This is a genomic window from Escherichia coli, assembly GCF_036503815.1.
Taxonomy (GTDB): Bacteria; Pseudomonadota; Gammaproteobacteria; order Enterobacterales; family Enterobacteriaceae; genus Escherichia; species Escherichia coli_F.
The window spans coordinates 4,018,347-4,040,761 of the sequence record NZ_AP027764.1 but is presented as its reverse complement, the minus strand read 5'-3'; the positions used below and the strand labels follow the sequence as shown (position 1 = coordinate 4,040,761).

The window sequence follows — 22,415 nt, the reverse complement described above, 5'->3', positions numbered from 1 at the left end:
TTTTTTGATCTACGCAGTGATGCGTGTGTAAGTTTGTAATTCCGTTTTTTGTATTAATTTGTTTACATCAAAGACGTTTGAATTGTTACAAAAGGACTTCCGTCAGATAAAGAATAATGGTATGCGGCAGCGAATGCACCCGCTTTATGCATGGTTGAAGATGAGTTGCTTAAAAAGGAACCGTTTGTAAAGGTCAGCCTCAAATCCCCTCAACATACAAAATGAATATAAATTCATTATTTTTGAATTAAAAATCGATAAATTGGTAAGTGAATCGGTTCAATTCGGATTTTTATAGTTTAATAATCGTTAAAAAATCCCTTTCCTACGTAAAGTCTACATTTGTGCATAGTTACAACTTTGAAACGTTATATATGTCAACTTGTTAAAATGTGCACAGTTTCATGATTTCAATCAAAACCTGTATGGACATGAGGTGAATACTTTGTTACTTTAGCGTCACAGACATGAAATTGGTAAGACCAATTGACTTCGGCAAGTGGCTTAAGACAGGAACTCATGGCCTACAGCAAAATCCGCCAACCAAAACTCTCCGATGTGATTGAGCAGCAACTGGAGTTTTTGATCCTCGAAGGCACACTCCGCCCGGGCGAAAAACTCCCACCGGAACGCGAACTGGCGAAACAGTTCGACGTCTCCCGTCCCTCCTTGCGTGAGGCGATTCAACGTCTCGAAGCAAAGGGCTTGTTGCTTCGTCGCCAGGGTGGCGGCACTTTTGTTCAGAGCAGCCTCTGGCAAAGTTTCAGCGATCCGCTGGTGGAGCTGCTCTCCGACCATCCTGAATCACAGTATGACTTGCTCGAAACACGACACGCCCTGGAAGGTATCGCCGCCTATTACGCCGCGCTGCGTAGTACCGATGAAGACAAGGAACGCATCCGTGAACTCCACCACGCCATAGAGCTGGCGCAGCAGTCTGGCGATCTGGACGCGGAATCAAACGCCGTCCTCCAGTATCAGATTGCCGTCACCGAAGCAGCCCACAATGTAGTTCTGCTTCATCTGCTAAGGTGTATGGAGCCGATGTTGGCTCAGAATGTCCGTCAGAACTTCGAATTGCTCTATTCGCGTCGCGAGATGCTGCCGCTGGTGAGTAGTCACCGCACTCGCATATTCGAAGCGATTATGGCCGGTAAGCCGGAAGAAGCGCGCGAAGCATCGCATCGCCATCTGGCCTTTATCGAAGAAATTTTGCTCGACAGAAGCCGTGAAGAGAGCCGCCGTGAGCGTTCTCTGCGTCGTCTGGAGCAACGAAAGAATTAGTGATTTTTCTGGTAAAAATTATCCAGAAGATGTTGTAAATCAAGCGCATATAAAAGCGCGGCAACTAAACGTAGAACCTGTCTTATTGAGCTTTCCGTCGAGAGTTCAATGGGACAGGTTCCAGAAAACTCAACGTTATTAGATAGATAAGGAATAACCCATGTCAGAACGTTTCCCAAATGACGTGGATCCGATCGAAACTCGCGACTGGCTCCAGGCGATCGAATCGGTCATCCGTGAAGAAGGTGTTGAGCGTGCTCAGTATCTGATCGACCAACTGCTTGCTGAAGCCCGCAAAGGCGGTGTCAACGTAGCCGCAGGCACCGGTATCAGCAACTACATCAACACCATCCCCGTTGAAGAACAACCGGAGTATCCGGGTAATCTGGAACTGGAACGCCGTATTCGTTCAGCTATCCGCTGGAACGCCATCATGACGGTTCTGCGTGCGTCGAAAAAAGACCTCGAACTGGGCGGCCACATGGCGTCCTTCCAGTCGTCCGCAACCATTTATGATGTGTGCTTTAACCACTTCTTCCGTGCGCGCAACGAGCAGGATGGCGGCGACCTGGTTTACTTCCAGGGTCACATCTCTCCGGGCGTTTACGCTCGTGCTTTCCTGGAAGGTCGTCTGACTCAGGAGCAGCTGGATAACTTCCGTCAGGAAGTTCACGGCAATGGCCTCTCTTCCTATCCGCACCCGAAACTGATGCCGGAATTCTGGCAGTTCCCGACCGTATCTATGGGTCTGGGTCCGATTGGTGCTATTTACCAGGCTAAATTCCTGAAATATCTGGAACACCGTGGCCTGAAAGATACTTCTAAACAGACCGTTTACGCCTTCCTCGGCGACGGCGAGATGGACGAACCAGAATCCAAAGGTGCGATCACCATCGCTACCCGTGAAAAACTGGATAACCTGGTCTTCGTTATCAACTGTAACCTGCAGCGTCTTGACGGCCCGGTCACCGGTAACGGCAAGATCATCAACGAACTGGAAGGCATCTTCGAAGGTGCTGGCTGGAACGTGATCAAAGTGATGTGGGGTAGCCGTTGGGATGAACTGCTGCGTAAAGATACCAGCGGTAAACTGATCCAGCTGATGAACGAAACCGTTGACGGCGACTACCAGACCTTCAAATCGAAAGATGGTGCGTACGTTCGTGAACACTTCTTCGGTAAATATCCTGAAACCGCAGCACTGGTTGCAGACTGGACTGACGAGCAGATCTGGGCGCTGAACCGTGGCGGTCACGATCCGAAGAAAATCTACGCTGCATTCAAGAAAGCGCAGGAAACCAAAGGCAAAGCGACAGTAATCCTTGCTCATACCATTAAAGGTTACGGTATGGGCGACGCAGCTGAAGGTAAAAACATCGCGCACCAGGTTAAGAAAATGAACATGGACGGCGTGCGTCACATCCGCGACCGTTTCAATGTGCCGGTGTCTGATGCTGATATCGAAAAACTGCCGTACATCACCTTCCCGGAAGGTTCTGAAGAGCATACCTATCTGCACGCTCAGCGTCAGAAATTGCACGGTTATCTGCCAAGCCGCCAGCCGAACTTCACCGAGAAGCTGGAGCTGCCGAGCCTGCAAGACTTCGGCGCGCTGCTGGAAGAGCAGAGCAAAGAGATCTCTACCACTATCGCTTTCGTTCGTGCCTTGAACGTGATGCTGAAGAACAAGTCGATCAAAGATCGTCTGGTACCGATCATCGCCGACGAAGCGCGTACTTTCGGTATGGAAGGTCTGTTCCGTCAGATTGGTATTTACAGCCCGAACGGTCAGCAGTACACCCCGCAGGACCGCGAGCAGGTTGCTTACTATAAAGAAGACGAGAAAGGTCAGATTCTGCAAGAAGGGATCAACGAGCTGGGCGCAGGTTGTTCCTGGCTGGCAGCGGCGACCTCTTACAGCACCAACAATCTGCCGATGATTCCGTTCTACATCTATTACTCGATGTTCGGCTTCCAGCGTATCGGCGATCTGTGCTGGGCTGCTGGCGACCAGCAGGCACGTGGCTTCCTGATCGGCGGTACTTCCGGTCGTACCACCCTGAACGGCGAAGGTCTGCAGCACGAAGATGGTCACAGCCACATTCAGTCGCTGACTATCCCGAACTGTATTTCTTATGACCCGGCTTACGCTTACGAAGTTGCTGTCATCATGCATGATGGTCTGGAGCGTATGTACGGTGAGAAACAAGAGAACGTTTACTACTACATCACTACGCTGAACGAAAACTACCACATGCCGGCAATGCCGGAAGGTGCTGAGGAAGGTATCCGTAAAGGTATCTACAAACTCGAAACCATTGAAGGTAGCAAAGGTAAAGTTCAGCTGCTGGGCTCCGGTTCTATCCTGCGTCACGTCCGTGAAGCAGCAGAGATCCTGGCGAAAGATTACGGCGTAGGTTCTGACGTTTATAGCGTGACCTCCTTCACCGAACTGGCGCGTGATGGTCAGGATTGTGAACGCTGGAACATGCTGCACCCGCTGGAAACTCCGCGCGTTCCGTACATCGCTCAGGTGATGAACGACGCTCCGGCAGTGGCATCTACCGACTATATGAAACTGTTCGCTGAGCAGGTCCGTACTTACGTACCGGCTGACGACTACCGCGTACTGGGTACTGATGGCTTCGGTCGTTCCGACAGCCGTGAGAACCTGCGTCACCACTTCGAAGTTGATGCTTCCTACGTGGTTGTAGCGGCGCTGGGCGAACTGGCTAAACGTGGCGAAATCGATAAGAAAGTGGTTGCTGACGCAATCGCCAAATTCAACATCGATGCAGAAAAAGTTAACCCGCGTCTGGCGTAAGAGGTAAAAGAATAATGGCTATCGAAATCAAAGTACCGGACATCGGGGCTGATGAAGTTGAAATCACCGAGATCCTGGTCAAAGTGGGCGACAAAGTTGAAGCCGAACAGTCGCTGATCACCGTAGAAGGCGACAAAGCCTCTATGGAAGTACCGTCTCCGCAGGCGGGTATCGTTAAAGAGATCAAAGTCTCTGTGGGCGATAAAACCCAGACTGGCGCACTGATTATGATTTTCGATTCCGCCGACGGTGCAGCTGACGCTGCACCTGCTCAGGCAGAAGAGAAGAAAGAAGCAGCTCCGGCAGCAGCACCCGCGGCTGCGGCGGCAAAAGACGTAAATGTTCCGGATATCGGCAGCGATGAAGTCGAAGTGACCGAAATCCTGGTGAAAGTGGGCGACAAAGTTGAAGCTGAACAGTCGCTGATCACCGTAGAAGGCGATAAAGCTTCTATGGAAGTTCCGGCTCCGTTTGCTGGCACCGTGAAAGAGATCAAAGTGAACGTGGGTGACAAAGTGTCTACCGGCTCGCTGATTATGGTCTTCGAAGTCGCGGGTGAAGCAGGCGCGGCAGCTCCGGCAGCTAAACAGGAAGCGGCTCCGGCAGCGGCCCCTGCACCAGCGGCTGGCGTGAAAGAAGTTAACGTTCCGGATATCGGTGGTGACGAAGTTGAAGTGACCGAAGTGATGGTGAAAGTGGGCGACAAAGTTGCCGCTGAACAGTCACTGATCACCGTAGAAGGCGATAAAGCTTCTATGGAAGTTCCGGCTCCGTTTGCAGGCGTCGTGAAGGAACTGAAAGTCAACGTTGGCGATAAAGTGAAAACTGGTTCGCTGATTATGATCTTCGAAGTTGAAGGCGCAGCGCCTGCGGCAGCTCCTGCGAAACAGGAAGCGGCAGCGCCGGCTCCGGCAGCAAAAGCTGAAGCTCCAGCAGCAGCTCCGGCTGCGAAAGCCGAAGGCAAATCTGAATTTGCTGAAAACGACGCTTACGTTCACGCGACTCCGCTGATCCGCCGTCTGGCACGCGAGTTTGGCATTAACCTGGCGAAAGTGAAGGGCACTGGCCGTAAAGGTCGTATCCTGCGCGAAGACGTTCAGGCTTACGTGAAAGAAGCTATCAAACGTGCAGAAGCGGCTCCGGCGGCGACTGGCGGCGGTATCCCAGGCATGCTGCCGTGGCCGAAGGTGGACTTCAGCAAGTTTGGTGAAATCGAAGAAGTGGAACTGGGCCGTATCCAGAAAATCTCTGGTGCTAACCTGAGCCGTAACTGGGTGATGATCCCGCATGTTACTCACTTCGACAAAACCGATATCACTGAACTGGAAGCGTTCCGTAAACAGCAGAACGAAGAAGCAGCGAAACGTAAGCTGGATGTGAAGATAACCCCAGTTGTCTTCATCATGAAAGCCGTTGCTGCGGCACTTGAGCAGATGCCTCGCTTCAACAGTTCTCTGTCGGAAGACGGTCAGCGTCTGACCATGAAGAAATACATCAACATCGGTGTGGCGGTGGATACCCCGAACGGCCTGGTTGTTCCGGTATTCAAAGACGTCAACAAGAAAGGCATCATCGAGCTGTCTCGCGAGCTGATGACTATTTCTAAGAAAGCGCGTGACGGTAAGCTGACTGCGGGCGAAATGCAGGGCGGTTGCTTCACCATCTCCAGCATCGGCGGCCTGGGTACTACCCACTTCGCGCCGATTGTGAACGCTCCGGAAGTGGCTATCCTCGGCGTTTCCAAGTCCGCGATGGAGCCGGTGTGGAATGGTAAAGAGTTCGTGCCGCGTCTGATGCTGCCGATTTCTCTCTCCTTCGACCACCGCGTGATCGACGGTGCTGATGGTGCCCGTTTCATTACCATCATTAACAACACGCTGTCTGACATTCGCCGTCTGGTGATGTAAGTAAAAGAGCCGGCCCAACGGCCGGCTTTTTTCTGGTAATCTCATGAATGTATTGAGATTATTAGCGAATAGACAAATCGGTTGCCGTTTGTTGTTTAAAAATTGTTAACAATTTTGTAAAATACCGACGGATAGAACGACCCGGTGGATGATGGGCGTCATAAAAATAACGTCAGACCCGCCGGAGATAAATACATAGAGGTCATGATGAGTACTGAAATCAAAACTCAGGTCGTGGTACTTGGGGCAGGCCCCGCAGGTTACTCCGCTGCCTTCCGTTGCGCTGATTTAGGTCTGGAAACCGTAATCGTAGAACGCTACAACACCCTCGGTGGTGTTTGCCTGAACGTCGGCTGTATCCCTTCTAAAGCACTGCTGCACGTAGCAAAAGTTATCGAAGAAGCCAAAGCGCTGGCTGAACACGGTATCGTCTTCGGCGAACCGAAAACCGATATCGACAAGATTCGTACCTGGAAAGAGAAAGTGATCAATCAGCTGACCGGTGGTCTGGCTGGTATGGCGAAAGGCCGCAAAGTCAAAGTGGTCAACGGTCTGGGTAAATTCACCGGGGCTAACACCCTGGAAGTGGAAGGTGAGAACGGCAAAACCGTGATCAACTTCGACAACGCGATCATTGCAGCGGGTTCTCGCCCGATCCAACTGCCGTTTATTCCGCATGAAGATCCGCGTATTTGGGACTCCACTGACGCGCTGGAACTGAAAGAAGTACCAGAACGCCTGCTGGTAATGGGTGGCGGTATCATCGGTCTGGAAATGGGGACCGTATACCACGCACTGGGTTCACAGATTGATGTGGTTGAAATGTTCGACCAGGTTATCCCAGCAGCTGACAAAGACATCGTTAAAGTCTTCACCAAGCGTATCAGCAAGAAATTCAACCTGATGCTGGAAACCAAAGTTACCGCCGTTGAAGCGAAAGAAGACGGCATTTATGTGACGATGGAAGGCAAAAAAGCACCAGCTGAACCGCAGCGTTACGACGCCGTGCTGGTAGCGATTGGTCGTGTGCCGAACGGTAAAAACCTCGACGCAGGCAAAGCTGGCGTGGAAGTTGACGACCGTGGTTTCATCCGCGTTGACAAACAGCTGCGTACCAACGTACCGCACATCTTTGCTATCGGCGATATCGTCGGTCAGCCGATGCTGGCACACAAAGGTGTTCACGAAGGTCACGTTGCCGCTGAAGTTATCGCCGGTAAAAAACATTACTTCGATCCGAAAGTTATCCCGTCCATCGCCTATACAGAACCAGAAGTTGCATGGGTGGGTCTGACCGAGAAAGAAGCGAAAGAGAAAGGCATCAGCTATGAAACCGCCACCTTCCCGTGGGCTGCTTCTGGTCGTGCTATCGCTTCTGACTGCGCAGACGGTATGACCAAGCTGATTTTCGACAAAGAATCTCACCGTGTGATCGGTGGTGCGATTGTCGGTACTAACGGCGGCGAGCTGCTGGGTGAAATCGGTCTGGCAATCGAAATGGGTTGTGATGCCGAAGACATCGCACTGACCATCCACGCGCACCCGACTCTGCACGAGTCTGTGGGCCTGGCGGCAGAAGTGTTCGAAGGTAGCATCACCGACCTGCCGAACCCGAAAGCGAAGAAAAAGTAATTTTTCGTTTGCCGGGACATCCGGTAATTAAAAAAGCGGCTAACCACGCCGCTTTTTTTACGTCTGTAATTTACCTTTCCAGTCGCCTTGCTCCGTGCTCAGAGAGACGTTCGCGTACTGCTGACCGTTGCTCGTTATTCAGCCTGGCAGTATGGTTACTGTCGTTTAGACGTTGTGGGCGGCTCTCCTGAACTTTCTCCCGAAAAACCTGACGTTGTTCAGGTGATGCCGATTGTATACGCTGGCGGGCGTTATCACGTTGCTGTTGGTTCAGTGGGTGCTGCTGTACTTTTTCCCTAAATACCTGGCGATGTTCGGGAGTTGCAGACTGAATACACTGACGCGCTGCTTCCCTTTGCTGCTGTGTTATTGGGCGGTCTTGCATTTTCTCGCGCAACGCCTGGAGCTGCTCAGGAGAGGCCGACTGAATACGCTCACGTGCCGCTTCTTTTCTCTGCTGGTTCTGCGGGTTAGTCTGCATTCTCTCGCGGACTGCCTGGCGCTGCTCAGGAGAGGCCGACTGATAACGCTGACGAGCGGCGTCCTTTTGTTGCTGGGTCAGTGGTTGGCGACGGCTGAAGTCGCGGAAGTCGTCATAGCTCCCATAGTGTTCAGCTTCATTAAACCGCTGTGCCGCTGCCTGACGTTGGGTATCTCGCGTAATGACGGGTGTGGCGTGTGTTCGTTGCTGAAACTGACTTGCTGCCGCCTGACGCTGGCTGTCGCGTGTTGGAGCAGGTAACTGCGTGGCGCTCATGCCGCCGTTGACATCGGTTTGGTGAAACCGCTTTGCCATATCCTGATCATGATAGGGCACACCATTACGGTAGTTTGGATTGTGCCGCCATGCCATGTTCTTATCAGTAAGATGCTCACCGGTGATACGGTTGAAATTGTTGACGTCGATATTGATGTTGTCGCCGTTGTGTTGCCAGCCATTACCGTCACGATGACCGCCATCGTGGTGGTGATAATCATCATCGTCATGATGATGGTCATGATCGTCATCGTCCCAGTCGATGCTGCTGAATAGTGCGTACGTGGTAGCAACGCCCATGCTATAGCCGAATCCGCGCACAAAGCTGTCAACAAACGGTTCTCCGGCTGGTGGTGGCAGATAAACCGGCGGATACGCAGTATTGGCCCAGTTCCCGTAAACCACGGTTGGGTTGTAGTTGGGAATATAGACCACATCAGGATTGGCGGGCTCAATGGAAATGACGGTTGTTGCAGGCTCTGTAATGACAGGGTTGGCAGTTGTAACGGTATTGGATGGTATGACGGGAGCCGTGACTGTCTGTTTTACCGGTATAGCTTTCTTCGTTGTGGTAATAACTTTCTGTTCGGTTGATGACTTCAGCGAGCCGGTTTGTTGCGCCAGTTGTCGTAAACGCTGTACTGAGTCCATTACGTCCTGTGGTTGCGCCAGAAATGCGTCGCCAAGATTTTGCACCCACTGCGGGTTTTCGCCCATTAACGCCATCAATTGCGGAAAAGCCACCAGCGATTTGACGCTGGCGTCCCACGGCTGGTCAGATACCGCCTGAATAGCAGCATCGCCTTGTTTAAGTGGATTATCGTGCGACCATTGCACTGCTTGCGCAACGTTTGCCGGATAGGTTGATGCCATTAACACTTGTGAAAGCAAAGAGTCGGGGTACAGCGCGACAGGTGCAACCCATTGATCTATTTGCGCAGTGCTGAATGCGGTTTTAACGACGGCGGGCGTTACGGGCGGTGCGGAAACCGTTGCAGGAAGCGTAACTGCGGTGATGTCAGGCGCAGCCAGTTGTGTCGATTGTGCTTCCACAGGCGCAGCCAGTTGTGTCGATTGTGCTTCCACAGGCGCTTCCACTGTGCGGCTTTTTATATATAGCCCGGCAGAGGCGGCACAAAGCCCGGCACTGCAAATTAGCGCCAGCACATGGGGTTTAAACGGCAAAGTCATTTTCATAATTCGGATCTCAAGGAAATCGCAATGGTCGGCGAACTGCCACCCGCAGGTGCTGTGAATCCGAGTATAAAGAGGCGGTAGTTTAAATTTTGACTAATCTTGGGATTCGTTGAGAAAGGTGATTATCACCATGCGAATTAACGAAGTTTTTACGGAGGGAAACAATCTCTAGACCATCCTTAACGATTCAGCCACTTTTTTATGTTGCTTTTTTGTAAACAGATTAACACATCGTCAAAATCCTGCTATTCTGCCCGTTGCGGTACTGGGCATTTACCCTACAAACTGCTGTCTCACAGGAGCGTGAAGAGAATCGCCTGCCGCACTATGACAATGAGAGCGAGGAGAACCGTCGTGCTAGAAGAATACCGTAAGCACGTAGCTGAGCGTGCCGCTGAGGGGATTGCGCCCAAACCCCTGGATGCAAACCAAATGGCCGCACTTGTAGAGCTGCTGAAAAACCCGCCCGCGGGCGAAGAAGAATTCCTGTTAGATCTGTTAACCAACCGTGTTCCCCCTGGCGTCGATGAAGCAGCCTATGTAAAAGCAGGCTTCCTGGCTGCTGTCGCCAAAGGCGAAGCTAAATCCCCACTGCTGACTCCGGAAAAAGCCATCGAACTGCTGGGCACCATGCAGGGTGGTTATAATATTCATCCGCTGATCGACGCGCTGGATGATGCCAAACTGGCACCGATCGCTGCCAAAGCACTTTCTCACACGCTGCTGATGTTCGATAACTTCTATGACGTAGAAGAGAAAGCGAAAGCAGGTAACGAATATGCGAAGCAGGTAATGCAGTCCTGGGCAGATGCCGAATGGTTCCTGAATCGCCCGGCGCTGGCTGAAAAACTGACCGTTACCGTCTTCAAAGTAACTGGCGAAACCAACACCGATGACCTTTCTCCGGCACCGGATGCGTGGTCACGCCCGGATATCCCACTGCACGCGTTGGCGATGCTGAAAAACGCGCGTGAAGGTATTGAGCCAGACCAGCCGGGTGTTGTTGGTCCGATCAAGCAAATCGAAGCTCTGCAACAGAAAGGTTTCCCGCTGGCGTACGTCGGTGACGTTGTGGGTACGGGTTCATCGCGTAAATCCGCCACGAACTCCGTGCTGTGGTTTATGGGTGAAGATATTCCTCATGTACCGAACAAACGCGGCGGTGGTTTGTGTCTCGGCGGTAAAATTGCGCCAATCTTCTTTAACACAATGGAAGACGCCGGCGCACTGCCAATCGAAGTCGACGTCTCTAACCTGAACATGGGCGACGTGATTGACGTTTACCCGTACAAAGGTGAAGTGCGTAACCACGAAACCGGCGAACTGCTGGCGACCTTCGAACTGAAAACCGACGTGCTGATTGATGAAGTGCGTGCTGGCGGCCGTATTCCGCTGATTATCGGGCGTGGCCTGACCACCAAAGCGCGTGAAGCACTCGGCCTGCCACACAGCGATGTGTTCCGTCAGGCGAAAGATGTCGCTGAGAGCGATCGCGGCTTCTCGCTGGCGCAGAAAATGGTCGGTCGTGCCTGCGGCGTGAAAGGCATTCGTCCGGGCGCGTACTGCGAACCGAAAATGACCTCTGTCGGTTCTCAGGACACCACCGGCCCGATGACCCGTGATGAACTGAAAGACCTGGCGTGCCTGGGCTTCTCGGCTGATCTGGTGATGCAGTCTTTCTGTCACACCGCGGCTTATCCGAAACCAGTTGACGTGAACACGCACCACACGCTGCCGGACTTTATCATGAACCGTGGCGGTGTGTCGCTGCGTCCGGGTGACGGCGTAATTCACTCCTGGCTGAACCGTATGCTGCTGCCGGATACCGTCGGTACTGGCGGTGACTCCCATACCCGTTTCCCGATCGGTATCTCTTTCCCGGCGGGCTCTGGTCTGGTGGCATTTGCAGCTGCAACAGGTGTAATGCCGCTGGATATGCCGGAATCCGTTCTGGTTCGCTTCAAAGGCAAAATGCAGCCGGGCATCACCCTGCGCGATCTGGTACACGCCATTCCGCTGTATGCGATCAAACAAGGTCTGCTGACCGTTGAGAAGAAAGGCAAGAAAAACATCTTCTCTGGTCGCATTCTGGAAATTGAAGGTCTGCCGGATCTGAAAGTTGAGCAGGCCTTTGAGCTGACCGATGCGTCCGCCGAGCGTTCTGCTGCCGGTTGTACCATCAAGCTGAACAAAGAACCGATCATCGAATACCTGAACTCCAACATCGTTTTGCTGAAGTGGATGATCGCGGAAGGTTACGGCGATCGTCGTACCCTGGAACGTCGTATTCAGGGCATGGAAAAATGGCTGGCGAATCCTGAGTTGCTGGAAGCCGATGCAGATGCGGAATACGCGGCAGTGATCGACATCGATCTGGCGGATATCAAAGAGCCAATCCTCTGTGCACCGAACGACCCGGACGACGCGCGTCCGCTGTCTGCGGTACAGGGCGAGAAAATCGACGAAGTGTTTATCGGTTCTTGCATGACCAACATCGGTCACTTCCGTGCCGCCGGTAAACTGCTGGATGCGCATAAAGGTCAGCTACCGACCCGCCTGTGGGTGGCACCGCCAACCCGTATGGACGCTGCGCAGCTTACCGAGGAAGGCTATTACAGCGTCTTCGGTAAGAGCGGTGCGCGTATCGAGATACCTGGCTGTTCCCTGTGTATGGGTAACCAGGCGCGTGTAGCAGACGGTGCGACGGTGGTTTCCACCTCTACCCGTAACTTCCCGAACCGTCTGGGTACTGGCGCGAACGTCTTCCTGGCTTCTGCTGAACTGGCTGCTGTTGCGGCGCTGATTGGCAAACTGCCGACGCCGGAAGAGTACCAGACCTACGTGGCGCAGGTAGATAAAACAGCCGTTGATACTTACCGTTATCTGAACTTCAACCAGCTTTCTCAGTACACCGAAAAAGCGGATGGGGTGATTTTCCAGACTGCGGTTTAATAAGTAAGCGCACCCGCTGCGCATAAACGAGACAATGCCCGGTGAATGAGATTCCCGGGCATTTTTTATTTCTAAACCATCGCCGTTCCGCTGTTTTTCTCCGATAAGGCTGCGATAATTAAATCAATGGCGCAATGCGATTTCGGCGCATTGCCGGGAGCAGAGGAACACACTATGGATTATGAATTTCTGCGCGATGTAACCGGAGTGGTAAAGGTGCGCATGTCCATGGGGCATGAAGTGGTCGGGCACTGGTTTAATGAAGAGGTAAAAGAAAACCTGGCCTTGCTTGATGAAGTGGAAGACGCCGCGCGCACGCTCAAAGGCAGCGAACGTTCCTGGCAGCGGGCAGGGCATGAATACACCCTGTGGATGGACGGTGAAGAGGTAATGGTTCGCGCCAATCAACTGGAATTCGCTGGCGATGAAATGGAAGAGGGGATGAACTACTACGACGAGGAAAGCCTGTCGCTGTGCGGCGTTGAGGACTTCTTGCAGGTAGTGGCGGCTTACCGCGATTTCCTCAGGCAAGGGTAAACTAAACATTGCTGGATATTGCAACGCCCCTGGTCCAGGAGCGTTGTTTACATTAGTACTCAAGTTACCAGTTTGCGATTGAGGAAGGATTCTTTTCCAGCGCGGCTAATAATTTCTTCGCCTCTTTCCCTTCGCTTGTAGAAAGGACGTTTTTCGCATTTTTATTTTCGGCAAGCGATAAGACAGGAATCGTTTCCAGGTCTTCTTCTGCTACCTGAAACTCTTGCCCCATTTGTGCAGAGATTTTTTTTGCCATTTGAAAGAGGACCCACGATTTTACATTATCCCCTTTTAGTAAATACAAATAAGCAAATGAACTATAATCAGTATAATTTTCTGTTTTTTTGTTGATTTTTATAACCATACTTTTTTTATAAAGTTCGAGACTCTTATTGATATCCTTTGGAGTACTAATGTCGCCACGAGCATAATTCCATGATTTTTCTTGCATAGCATAAGCATCACCTTGATCAATTGCTTTTTGCAGCCATTCATTTGCGGTATGTTCATTTTTCTCAACGATATCACCGAAGTTTCCACGGTAATAACGGTACATTTTCACTTGAGAATTGGCATCGCCATTTTCTGCTGCTTTACGCGTCCATTCAAGACTTTTGCTGGCATCTTGCTTTACACCACCTGCGGTATTGTAGATTTCAGCTAAAATAACTTGCGATGGTATATTATTTTTTATTGCCGCTTTTTCAAAGTAAGTGAATGCTTCTTCGGCGGAACGGGTAGACAGACCGAGATGATACAGAGCAGTGGCGTCACCTTTGTCGGCTAATTTATGCAATTCACTGAGTGATGTATTAATCCAAAGTGTTTTCCATGCGTCTGGGTTGTTTTTTGCTAACTCTTCGCCAAGGCGCGCTATTTCATCTTTTTGCCAGTTAGTCGCATTCTTTACATCAATAGGGGCGGTCAGGGAGCTATTTTTTTGGGTGTATGCAGAGGCATAAACCAGTACTGAACCTTTTAGATAGTTTTTCTCAACGCCATCACCATTAATGTATTTAACGCCTAATTCATACTGTGCTTTTACATCACCAGCGTATAATCCTTTCTCCAGAGCGTAAACATCAGTAGCATTAGCGATGTTCATAAATAAACCACTGCATAATAATATTGCAGCTATGGTTTTCTTGTTATTCATTATCTATTTCCCTTAATTATGTTGTCCCATGAAGATATTTACGTGGTGAATATTTGTGTTCTTTTATATCGTAACTTAAATGTGTGAAAAATGCAAAAGAAACACAGTGTTATTAACTCTCATTTTTAATGAATAATAAGGAGTGTTTCGGCTGCTATTTTATTATTTCAATACTGCTCTAACTTATACATTAGGCCAGTAAGACACCACGCTACAGCATGGCGGAGCCTGCGAGCTCCGCCAGAGCCGTTAAACAGCTGGCATATTGCGCCCGTAATAAATCTCGCGCATTTCTTTCCACAGCGCAGCGGTAATTTCCTGGCGCTCGCTGTCGGTTAAATCTTCCGGTTTAGTGTGGAACATGTAGTGCTTAAGGTCGAACTCTTTAAGCAACATTTTTGTATGGAAGATATTTTCCTGATAGACGTTCACATCCACCATGTCATACAGCGCCTTCATATCCTCGGACATAAAGTTCTGAATCGAATTAATCTCATGGTCGATAAAGTGCTTCATACCGTTAATGTCGCGGGTAAAACCGCGCACGCGATAATCAATGGTCACGATATCGGATTCAAGCTGGTGGATCAGGTAATTCAGTGCCTTCAACGGAGAAATCACGCCGCAGGTCGAGACTTCAATATCAGCGCGGAAGGTACATAAACCGCCTTCAGGATGGCTTTCCGGATAGGTATGTACGCAAATATGACTTTTATCGAGATGGGCAACGACCGTTTCTGGCAGTGGTCCAGGGTGTTCTGTTTTGTCGATAAGTTTCGGGTCGACCGGTTCTTCACTCACTAGAATAGTGACGCTGGCACCCTGTGGTTCGTAATCCTGGCGGGCGATGTTAAGAATATTGGCTCCGATAATGGAACAGGTTTCTGACAGAATTTCGGTCAGGCGGTTGGCATTATAGAGTTCATCGATATAAGCGATATAACCGTCGCGCTCTTCGGCAGTTTTGGCATAGCAGATATCGTAAATACAAAAACTCAGACTTTTGGTCAGATTATTAAAGCCATGCAGTTTCAGTTTTTTCAATTTCTTATCTTCTCCTTAGGACGGCTGTGAGGCCAGTGCGTCTTGCAGATACTGAGGTAAGGCAAAAGCTGCCGTATGGACTGCCGGATTGTAATAACGGCATTTCAGGCCAGAAGCGAGAAAACGCGCCTGAATAATTTCGGTTGAGAGATGGCGCAAGGCGTCGTTATCTGTCGCCCATGCAAAGGTCATGATGCCGCCGTAATAGGTCGGGATTGCCGCCTGATAAAAGCCAACATCGCTGAAGTAATGGCTGAGTTTACGATAGCTGTCAATGGCCTCTTCCTGCTGTAAAAAACAGACGCCGTTCTGTGCGACAAAAATACCGCCAGGATTCAGGCAACGTTTGCAGCCTTCATAAAATGCTGAGGTGAAAAGACTTTCGCCGGGACCGATAGGATCGGTGCAGTCGGAGATAATGACATCAAAGGTCTGGCTGGTTTGATTAACGAAATTGACGCCATCGTCGATCACCAGTTTAAAGCGCGGATCGTCGTAGCTACCGGCGTTATGGTTGGGCAGATACTGACGGCAGAACGACACGACACCCGCATCGATTTCCACCATCGTGATTGACTCAACGTTTTTATGTCGGGTCACTTCACGCAGCATGGCACCGTCGCCGCCGCCGATAATCAGCACATGTTTCGCGTGACCGTGGGCTAATAGCGGAACGTGGGTCATCATCTCATGATAGATAAACTCGTCGCGCTCGGTGGTTTGTACTACGCCATCCAGCGCCATTACGCGACCAAATGCGGCGTTCTCAAAAATGATCAGATCCTGGTGATCGGTCTTTTCATGATACAGAACGTTATCTACAGCAAAGTACTGCCCAAACTGGTCGTGTAGCGTTTCATGCCACTGTTTTTTTTCGGCCATGGGTTGATACCTCCTTTGTTAACACCCGTAAAAAAAGGGCGCAACATAATAGCTAACATTGACCGCGGATGCACGGTCAATATTTCTACAAAAAGGTATCAGGGATTATTTGACGTAGGCAAGCAGGCTTAAGGAATCGCGAGCCAGGGCTTTGCATTTTTTAGCGACGGGAATGCCGATGCCGCTGAGATCGCGGTAGCTGTCTTCACCGAGGGCTTTCATGTCGAAGGTATCGTAGTTGCTGAGATCCCACTGGTTTTGCTGGGCGAAAAAGACCAGTGCGCGACGAATCTGCCCGTTTGGTAAGTTCTGGTAACCACAATCGTTCTTCAGAAAGACAAAAACTGCCGTTAAATCGGCCATATCTTCGGCTTCAGACTCGCTGAGCGCGTAACTGTTTGCGCAGACGGCCATCAGGCTGCCGAATAACACTGTTCTGAAAAACGTCTTCATTGCTTCTACCAGGGGCTTAAAGAAGATAAACGTTAGCACACTGCGAGCGAGGCGACGACCATTATTGTTGATTAAATTGTGTCTGCGGCTTGACCTTCCCGTAAGGGGAAGGACTATGCTCAACGTTTGATTTTGTTTCGCCTGCTTAAGAATAAGGAAATAACTATGCAACGTCGTGATTTCTTGAAATATTCCATTGCGCTGGGCGTAGCTTCAGCCTTGCCGCTGTGGAGCCGCGCAGTATTTGCGGCGGAGCGTCCAACGTTACCGATCCCTGATTTGCTCACGACTGATGCCCGCAATCGTATTCAGTTAACTGTTGGCACAGGCCAGTCCACCTTTGCCGGAAAAACGGCAACTACCTGGGGCTATAACGGCAATCTGCTGGGGCCGGCGGTGAAATTACAGCGCGGCAAAGCGGTAACGGTTGATATCTATAACCAACTGACGGAAGAGACGACGTTGCACTGGCACGGGCTGGAAGTACCGGGTGAAGTCGACGGCGGCCCGCAGGGAATTATTCCGCCAGGTGGCAAGCGTACGGTGACGTTGAACGTTGATCAACCTGCCGCTACCTGCTGGTTCCATCCGCATCAACATGGCAAAACCGGGCGACAGGTGGCGATGGGGCTGGCGGGGCTGGTAGTGATTGAAGATGACGAGATTCTAAAATTAATGCTGCCAAAACAGTGGGGTATCGATGATGTCCCGGTGATCGTGCAGGATAAAAAATTTAACGCTGACGGGCAGATTGATTATCAACTGGATATGATGACCGCTGCCGTGGGTTGGTTTGGCGATACGCTGCTGACCAATGGTGCTATCTACCCGCAACACGCCGCCCCGCGCGGCTGGCTGCGCCTGCGTTTGCTCAATGGCTGTAACGCCCGCTCGCTCAATTTCGCTACCAGTGACAATCGCCCGCTGTATGTGATTGCCAGCGACGGTGGTCTGCTACCTGAACCAGTGAAGGTGAGCGAGCTGCCGGTGCTGATGGGCGAGCGTTTCGAAGTGCTGGTGGAGGTTAACGACAACAAACCCTTTGATCTGGTGACGCTACCGGTCAGCCAGATGGGAATGGCAATTGCACCGTTTGACAAGCCGCATCCGGTAATGCGGATCCAGCCGATTTCCATTAGTGCTTCAGGTGCCTTACCTGACGCGTTAAGTAGCCTGCCAGCATTACCTTCGCTGGAAGGGCTGACGGTACGCAAGCTGCAACTCTCTATGGACCCGATGCTCGATATGATGGGGATGCAGATGCTGATGGAGAAATATGGCGATCAGGCGATGGCCGGGATGGATCACAGCCAGATGATGGGCCATATGGGGCACGGCAATATGAATCATATGAACCACGGCGGGAAGTTCGATTTCCACCATGCCAATAAAATCAACGGTCAGGCGTTTGATATGAACAAGCCGATGTTTGCGGCAGCGAAAGGGCAGTACGAGCGTTGGGTTATCTCTGGCGTGGGCGACATGATGCTGCATCCGTTCCATATCCACGGTACGCAGTTCCGTATCTTGTCGGAAAATGGCAAACCGCCAGCGACGCATCGCGCAGGCTGGAAAGATACTGTTAAGGTAGAAGGTAATGTCAGCGAAGTCCTGGTGAAGTTTAATCACGACGCACCGAAAGAACATGCATATATGGCGCACTGCCATCTGCTGGAGCATGAAGATACGGGGATGATGTTAGGGTTTACGGTATAAAAAGACCGTATTCGGAAATATGCCCGGATCTCTCCGGGCATTATTCTGCTGACAAACGCAAAACTGCCTGATGCGCTACGCTTATCAGGCCTACGTGAACTCTGCAATTTATTGAATTTGCGAGTTTTAGTAGGCCGGATAAGGCGTTTTCGCCGCATCCGGCATGAACAAAGCGCACTTTGTCAGCAATATGAGTCAATCTTAATTCACATCATCCGGCAACGCATAAGCCACAATATAGTCGCCCATCTTCGTACCAAATGAACCGTGACCGCCTGCGGAGATCACCACATACTGCTTACCATTCACTTCATAGGTCATCGGTGTTGCCTGACCACCCGCCGGTAAACGGCCCTGCCACAGTTTTTCACCGTTGCTCATGTTGTAAGCGCGCAGGTAGTTATCTGCCGTAGCGGCGATAAACAGCACGTTACCCGCCGTGGAGATTGGCCCGCCCAGCATCGGCATACCCATATTGAACGGCACCGGAACGGGCATCGGGAACGGCATGCTGTCCTGCGGCGTACCAATGCGTTTCTTCCACACCACTTCGTTGGTTTTCAGATCCAACGCCGAGATATAGCCCCATGCTGGCTGTTTACATGGCAGACCAAACGGCGAAAGGAACGGGTTGAGCGTAACGCCATACGGTACGCCGTACTGTGGCTGAATGCCGGATTCCGTACCCGTGCCTTTGGCATCTTTCGGCTGTTCCATCGGGTTGCCTGGACCGCGAGGGATCAGTTTTGAAACAAACGGCAGCGCCATTGGGTTGGCAATTGCCACTTCACGATTCGGATCAACGGAAATCCCGCCCCATTCGAACATCCCCAGGTTACCCGGGAAGACCAGCGTACCCTGTTCAGATGGCGGGGTGAAAATGCCTTCATAGCGCATCTGGTGGAACATCACGCGGCACACCAGTTGGTCAAACATGGTGGCTCCCCACATATCCGCACCTCTCAAATCTTTCGTCGGACGGAAGCTCAGTTCCGAGAAGGGTTGAGTAGGGGTCACGTAATCACCTTTCGCTGCGCCTTGCGGCACCGGTTTTTCCGGGGCCGGAACCACCAGTTCACCATTGCGGCGATCAAGCACAAAAATGTTGCCAGTTTTCGCTGGAGCGTAAATAACCGGAACTTTTTGACCATTAACGGTGATATCTGCCAGCGTTGGCTGTGCTGGAAGATCCATATCCCACAGGTCGTGGTGAACGGTCTGATAGCTCCACGCCAGTTTCCCGGTAGTGGCATTCAGCGCCAGAATCGAGCTGGCATAACGTTCCTGTTCTGGGGTGCGGTTACCGCCCCAGATATCTGGCGTGGTCACACCCATCGGCAGATACACCAGATCCAGCTTCGCGTCATAGGCCGCAGGTGCCCACGAGTTTGGCGAGTTAAAGGTAAAGGTGTGTTCGTCAGACGGGATTGCGTTCGGATCTTTCGCGCCTGGATCAAAGGCCCACAACAGCTCCCCGGTATTGACATCAAAACCACGGATCACGCCAGACGTTTCGCGGGTTGAGAAGTTATCAGTGACGGAACCCGCCATCACGATGGTTTTATCAGTGATAATCGGTGGTGAAGTCGGCTCATACAGACCCGGTTTGGTGTCCGGCATATTGCTTTGCAGATTGAGTACGCCTTTATTGGCAAAGGTTTCGCACAGCTTGCCGTTTTCAGCGTTAATCGCAATCAGGCGGCCATCATTGACCGGGAGAATGATACGACGCGGGCAATCCGCCATCACTTCCGGCGAAGCAGTTTCTGCTTTGGCTTCATGATAAGAGACACCACGGCAGGTTACATGCTGGAAAGACTCGTTGGTTTTCAGCTCAGGATCGTAATGCCATTTCTCTTTGCCGCTGGCGGCATCGAGCGCAAACAAACGCTGGTGAGCGGTACACAGGTAAAGCGTGTCGCCTACTTTAATCGGCGTCACTTCATTGGTGATTTCGCCCGGATCGTTCGGCTGTTTCACATCGCCTGTACGGAACACCCAGGCTTCTTTCAGCTTGTGGACGTTATCAGCGTTAATTTGTTTCAGTGGTGAAAAGCGTTGACCTTCCTGATTGCGACCATAGGCAGGCCAGTCTTGATCGGCAACGGGGGAGATAGCTTCGGCAGGTGTAGCATCAGCGCTTAAGGTGCCGTTGATTTCCTGTGGATCGTTAAATCCGGCCCAGGTGAGGATACCACCGCTAATCAACAGCGCGACCACCAACGCGGCAACTGCGCCGCTGGCAGGAATGACCAGGCGACGCCAGACAAACGGCAGGATCAGCCAGATACCAAAGAAGACCAGAATGTCGCTACGCGGCGTCAGCGCCCAGAAATCGAAACCCACTTCCCAGACGCCCCAAATCATGGTGCCAAGCAGCAATGCCGCGTAAAGCCAAAGTGCGGCGCGTTTGCTGCGCCACAGCATCCAGGCGACGCCGAGCATCATAAGGCCAGCGATAGGGTAGTACCAGGAGCCGCCGATCGCGACCAACCAGCCTCCGCCAATGAGAAGATACAGCCCACAAAGCGCTGCAAATAGGGCTGTTAGCGTGACGAGTAATCGTCGCGAGCCGGTATTGTTAATTGCCATAAAGAGACACCATTTCAATTCATTAATATTTTAGTAGCAATTAATTATAGGTTTTAACATGTGTGATCGTCATCACAATTCGAGCTTTATTAACAGATTCCGCCAATGAATAGTTTTACTGGTATACTGCGTGTCTTGCGCTTTGTTGCGGTGCCAAAACCTGCCCGTGCGAAGTGATTTGTTTTTAAATCATATGGTTAGAGATATGAAACATACTGTAGAAGTAATGATCCCCGAAGCGGAGATTAAAGCGCGTATCGCCGAACTGGGTCGTCAGATTACTGAGCGTTACAAAGACAGCGGCAGCGATATGGTGCTGGTAGGCCTGCTGCGTGGCTCATTTATGTTTATGGCGGACCTGTGCCGTGAAGTTCAGGTATCTCATGAAGTCGATTTTATGACCGCCTCCAGCTACGGTAGCGGCATGTCCACCACCCGCGATGTGAAAATCCTCAAAGATCTGGATGAAGATATCCGTGGCAAGGACGTGCTGATTGTTGAAGATATCATCGACTCGGGTAATACACTGTCGAAAGTGCGTGAAATCTTAAGCCTGCGCGAACCGAAGTCGCTGGCGATTTGTACGCTGCTGGATAAACCGTCCCGTCGTGAAGTGAACGTCCCGGTAGAATTTATCGGTTTCTCGATCCCGGATGAGTTTGTGGTGGGTTACGGCATTGATTACGCTCAGCGTTACCGCCATCTGCCGTACATCGGCAAAGTAGTGCTGCTGGACGAGTAAGTGCGGATGTGCCGGATGTGTTGCATCCGGCATGGTGTTTTTATTTGTGGTTGGCGTGTTTCAGCTTGAGATTGGAAATCCCGTGACGGTAACGTTGTTCAAGGGTTTCGCGGTTGGTGGCGGTAACATCCAGATCACGCAGCAAACCGTCGTGAATGCCGTAGGCCCAGCCGTGAATGGTAACTTTCTGCCCGCGTTTCCACGCTGATTGCATAATGGTGGAGTGGCCCAGGTTATATACCTGCTCCATGACGTTCAGTTCGCACAAGGTATCCAGACGGCGCTCTTGCGGCATTTCGCCAAGCAATGAGCTATGTTTGAACCAGATATCGCGAATGTGCAGCAGCCAGTTGTTGATAAGCCCCAGTTCCGGGTTTTCAACTGCGGCCTGTACGCCGCCGCAACCGTAGTGGCCACAGATAATAATGTGTTCAACTTCGAGAACATCCACTGCATACTGAACCACGGAAAGGCAGTTCAGGTCGGTGTGAATGACCAGGTTAGCAACATTACGGTGAACAAAGAGTTCGCCCGGCTCAAGACCGGTTAAACGTTCTGCAGGAACGCGACTGTCGGAACATCCAATCCATAGAAAGCGCGGTTTTTGCGCTTGCGCCAGTTTCTCAAAAAACCCGGGATCCTCTTCCACCAGCATTTTTGACCATAGTGCATTGTTGCTGATGAGTGTATCTATGTCTTTCATGGAGGTTAACGACCTGTAACCAAATAATTACGTTTGG

At 51.2% G+C, this 22,415-nt stretch carries 15 protein-coding genes; 8 read left to right on the top strand and 7 right to left on the bottom strand.

Annotated elements, in window-relative coordinates:
• Positions 1-519 precede the first annotated feature (519 nt).
• The 4 genes from pdhR to lpdA all read left to right on the top strand — a co-directional run bounded on the left by pdhR (position 520) and on the right by lpdA (position 7,647).
• The gene (gene pdhR / locus AABJ99_RS19310) at positions 520-1,284 is read left to right on the top strand and encodes a pyruvate dehydrogenase complex transcriptional repressor PdhR (protein ID WP_000331776.1); all 765 of its coding nucleotides are present in this window, start codon (positions 520-522) and stop codon (positions 1,282-1,284) included.
• A gap of 160 nt (positions 1,285-1,444) precedes the next feature.
• Positions 1,445-4,108 (top strand): pyruvate dehydrogenase (acetyl-transferring), homodimeric type, encoded by a 2,664-nt coding sequence (aceE, locus tag AABJ99_RS19305; RefSeq protein ID WP_000003821.1) that lies wholly within the window; start codon positions 1,445-1,447, stop codon positions 4,106-4,108.
• A gap of 14 nt (positions 4,109-4,122) precedes the next feature.
• Complete coding sequence (aceF, locus tag AABJ99_RS19300; protein WP_039021828.1) at positions 4,123-6,015, top strand: pyruvate dehydrogenase complex dihydrolipoyllysine-residue acetyltransferase; 1,893 nt, start codon at positions 4,123-4,125, stop codon at positions 6,013-6,015.
• Positions 6,016-6,222: 207 nt separating this feature from the next.
• A complete protein-coding gene (lpdA, locus tag AABJ99_RS19295) occupies positions 6,223-7,647 on the top strand; it encodes a dihydrolipoyl dehydrogenase (protein ID WP_000102485.1) in 1,425 nt (474 codons plus the stop codon).
• A gap of 70 nt (positions 7,648-7,717) precedes the next feature.
• Here lpdA and yacH read toward each other — a convergent pair whose 3' ends face one another.
• A complete protein-coding gene (yacH, locus tag AABJ99_RS19290) occupies positions 7,718-9,601 on the bottom strand; it encodes a DUF3300 domain-containing protein (protein WP_338387407.1) in 1,884 nt (627 codons plus the stop codon).
• A 354-nt stretch (positions 9,602-9,955) separates the two neighbouring features.
• On the opposite strand from yacH, the gene acnB reads away from it, so the two are divergent.
• A complete protein-coding gene (gene acnB, locus AABJ99_RS19285) occupies positions 9,956-12,553 on the top strand; it encodes a bifunctional aconitate hydratase 2/2-methylisocitrate dehydratase (RefSeq protein ID WP_001355211.1) in 2,598 nt (865 codons plus the stop codon).
• Between the two features lie 174 nt (positions 12,554-12,727).
• Positions 12,728-13,090, top strand: coding sequence for a protein YacL (yacL, locus tag AABJ99_RS19280; protein WP_039021872.1), 363 nt, complete (start codon positions 12,728-12,730; stop codon positions 13,088-13,090).
• 64 nt (positions 13,091-13,154) lie between these two features.
• On the opposite strand, the gene AABJ99_RS19275 is transcribed toward yacL, so the two are convergent.
• From AABJ99_RS19275 to yacC, 4 genes are all read right to left on the bottom strand, one after another.
• Positions 13,155-14,246, bottom strand: coding sequence for a tetratricopeptide repeat protein (locus tag AABJ99_RS19275; RefSeq protein ID WP_338387406.1), 1,092 nt, complete (start codon positions 14,244-14,246; stop codon positions 13,155-13,157).
• Between the two features lie 249 nt (positions 14,247-14,495).
• On the bottom strand, positions 14,496-15,290 hold the full coding sequence (gene speD / locus AABJ99_RS19270; protein WP_000734290.1) for an adenosylmethionine decarboxylase: 795 nt from the start codon (positions 15,288-15,290) through the stop codon (positions 14,496-14,498).
• 15 nt (positions 15,291-15,305) lie between these two features.
• Entirely contained in the window at positions 15,306-16,172 is an 867-nt protein-coding gene (gene speE, locus AABJ99_RS19265) for a polyamine aminopropyltransferase (RefSeq protein ID WP_032183219.1), read from the bottom strand.
• A 105-nt stretch (positions 16,173-16,277) separates the two neighbouring features.
• A complete protein-coding gene (yacC, locus tag AABJ99_RS19260) occupies positions 16,278-16,625 on the bottom strand; it encodes a YacC family pilotin-like protein (protein WP_001295568.1) in 348 nt (115 codons plus the stop codon).
• Between the two features lie 165 nt (positions 16,626-16,790).
• On the opposite strand from yacC, the gene cueO reads away from it, so the two are divergent.
• Positions 16,791-18,341 carry a multicopper oxidase CueO gene (gene cueO / locus AABJ99_RS19255; protein WP_088541436.1) on the top strand — a complete coding sequence of 517 codons (1,551 nt, stop codon included), beginning with the start codon at positions 16,791-16,793 and terminating at the stop codon, positions 18,339-18,341.
• Positions 18,342-18,542: 201 nt separating this feature from the next.
• Here cueO and gcd read toward each other — a convergent pair whose 3' ends face one another.
• Positions 18,543-20,933 carry a quinoprotein glucose dehydrogenase gene (gene gcd / locus AABJ99_RS19250; protein WP_039021869.1) on the bottom strand — a complete coding sequence of 797 codons (2,391 nt, stop codon included), beginning with the start codon at positions 20,931-20,933 and terminating at the stop codon, positions 18,543-18,545.
• A 205-nt stretch (positions 20,934-21,138) separates the two neighbouring features.
• On the opposite strand from gcd, the gene hpt reads away from it, so the two are divergent.
• On the top strand, positions 21,139-21,675 hold the full coding sequence (gene hpt / locus AABJ99_RS19245) for a hypoxanthine phosphoribosyltransferase (protein ID WP_000683336.1): 537 nt from the start codon (positions 21,139-21,141) through the stop codon (positions 21,673-21,675).
• 40 nt (positions 21,676-21,715) lie between these two features.
• On the opposite strand, the gene can is transcribed toward hpt, so the two are convergent.
• On the bottom strand, positions 21,716-22,378 hold the full coding sequence (gene can / locus AABJ99_RS19240) for a carbonate dehydratase (RefSeq protein ID WP_000651599.1): 663 nt from the start codon (positions 22,376-22,378) through the stop codon (positions 21,716-21,718).
• Between the last annotated feature and the right edge of the window lie 37 nt (positions 22,379-22,415).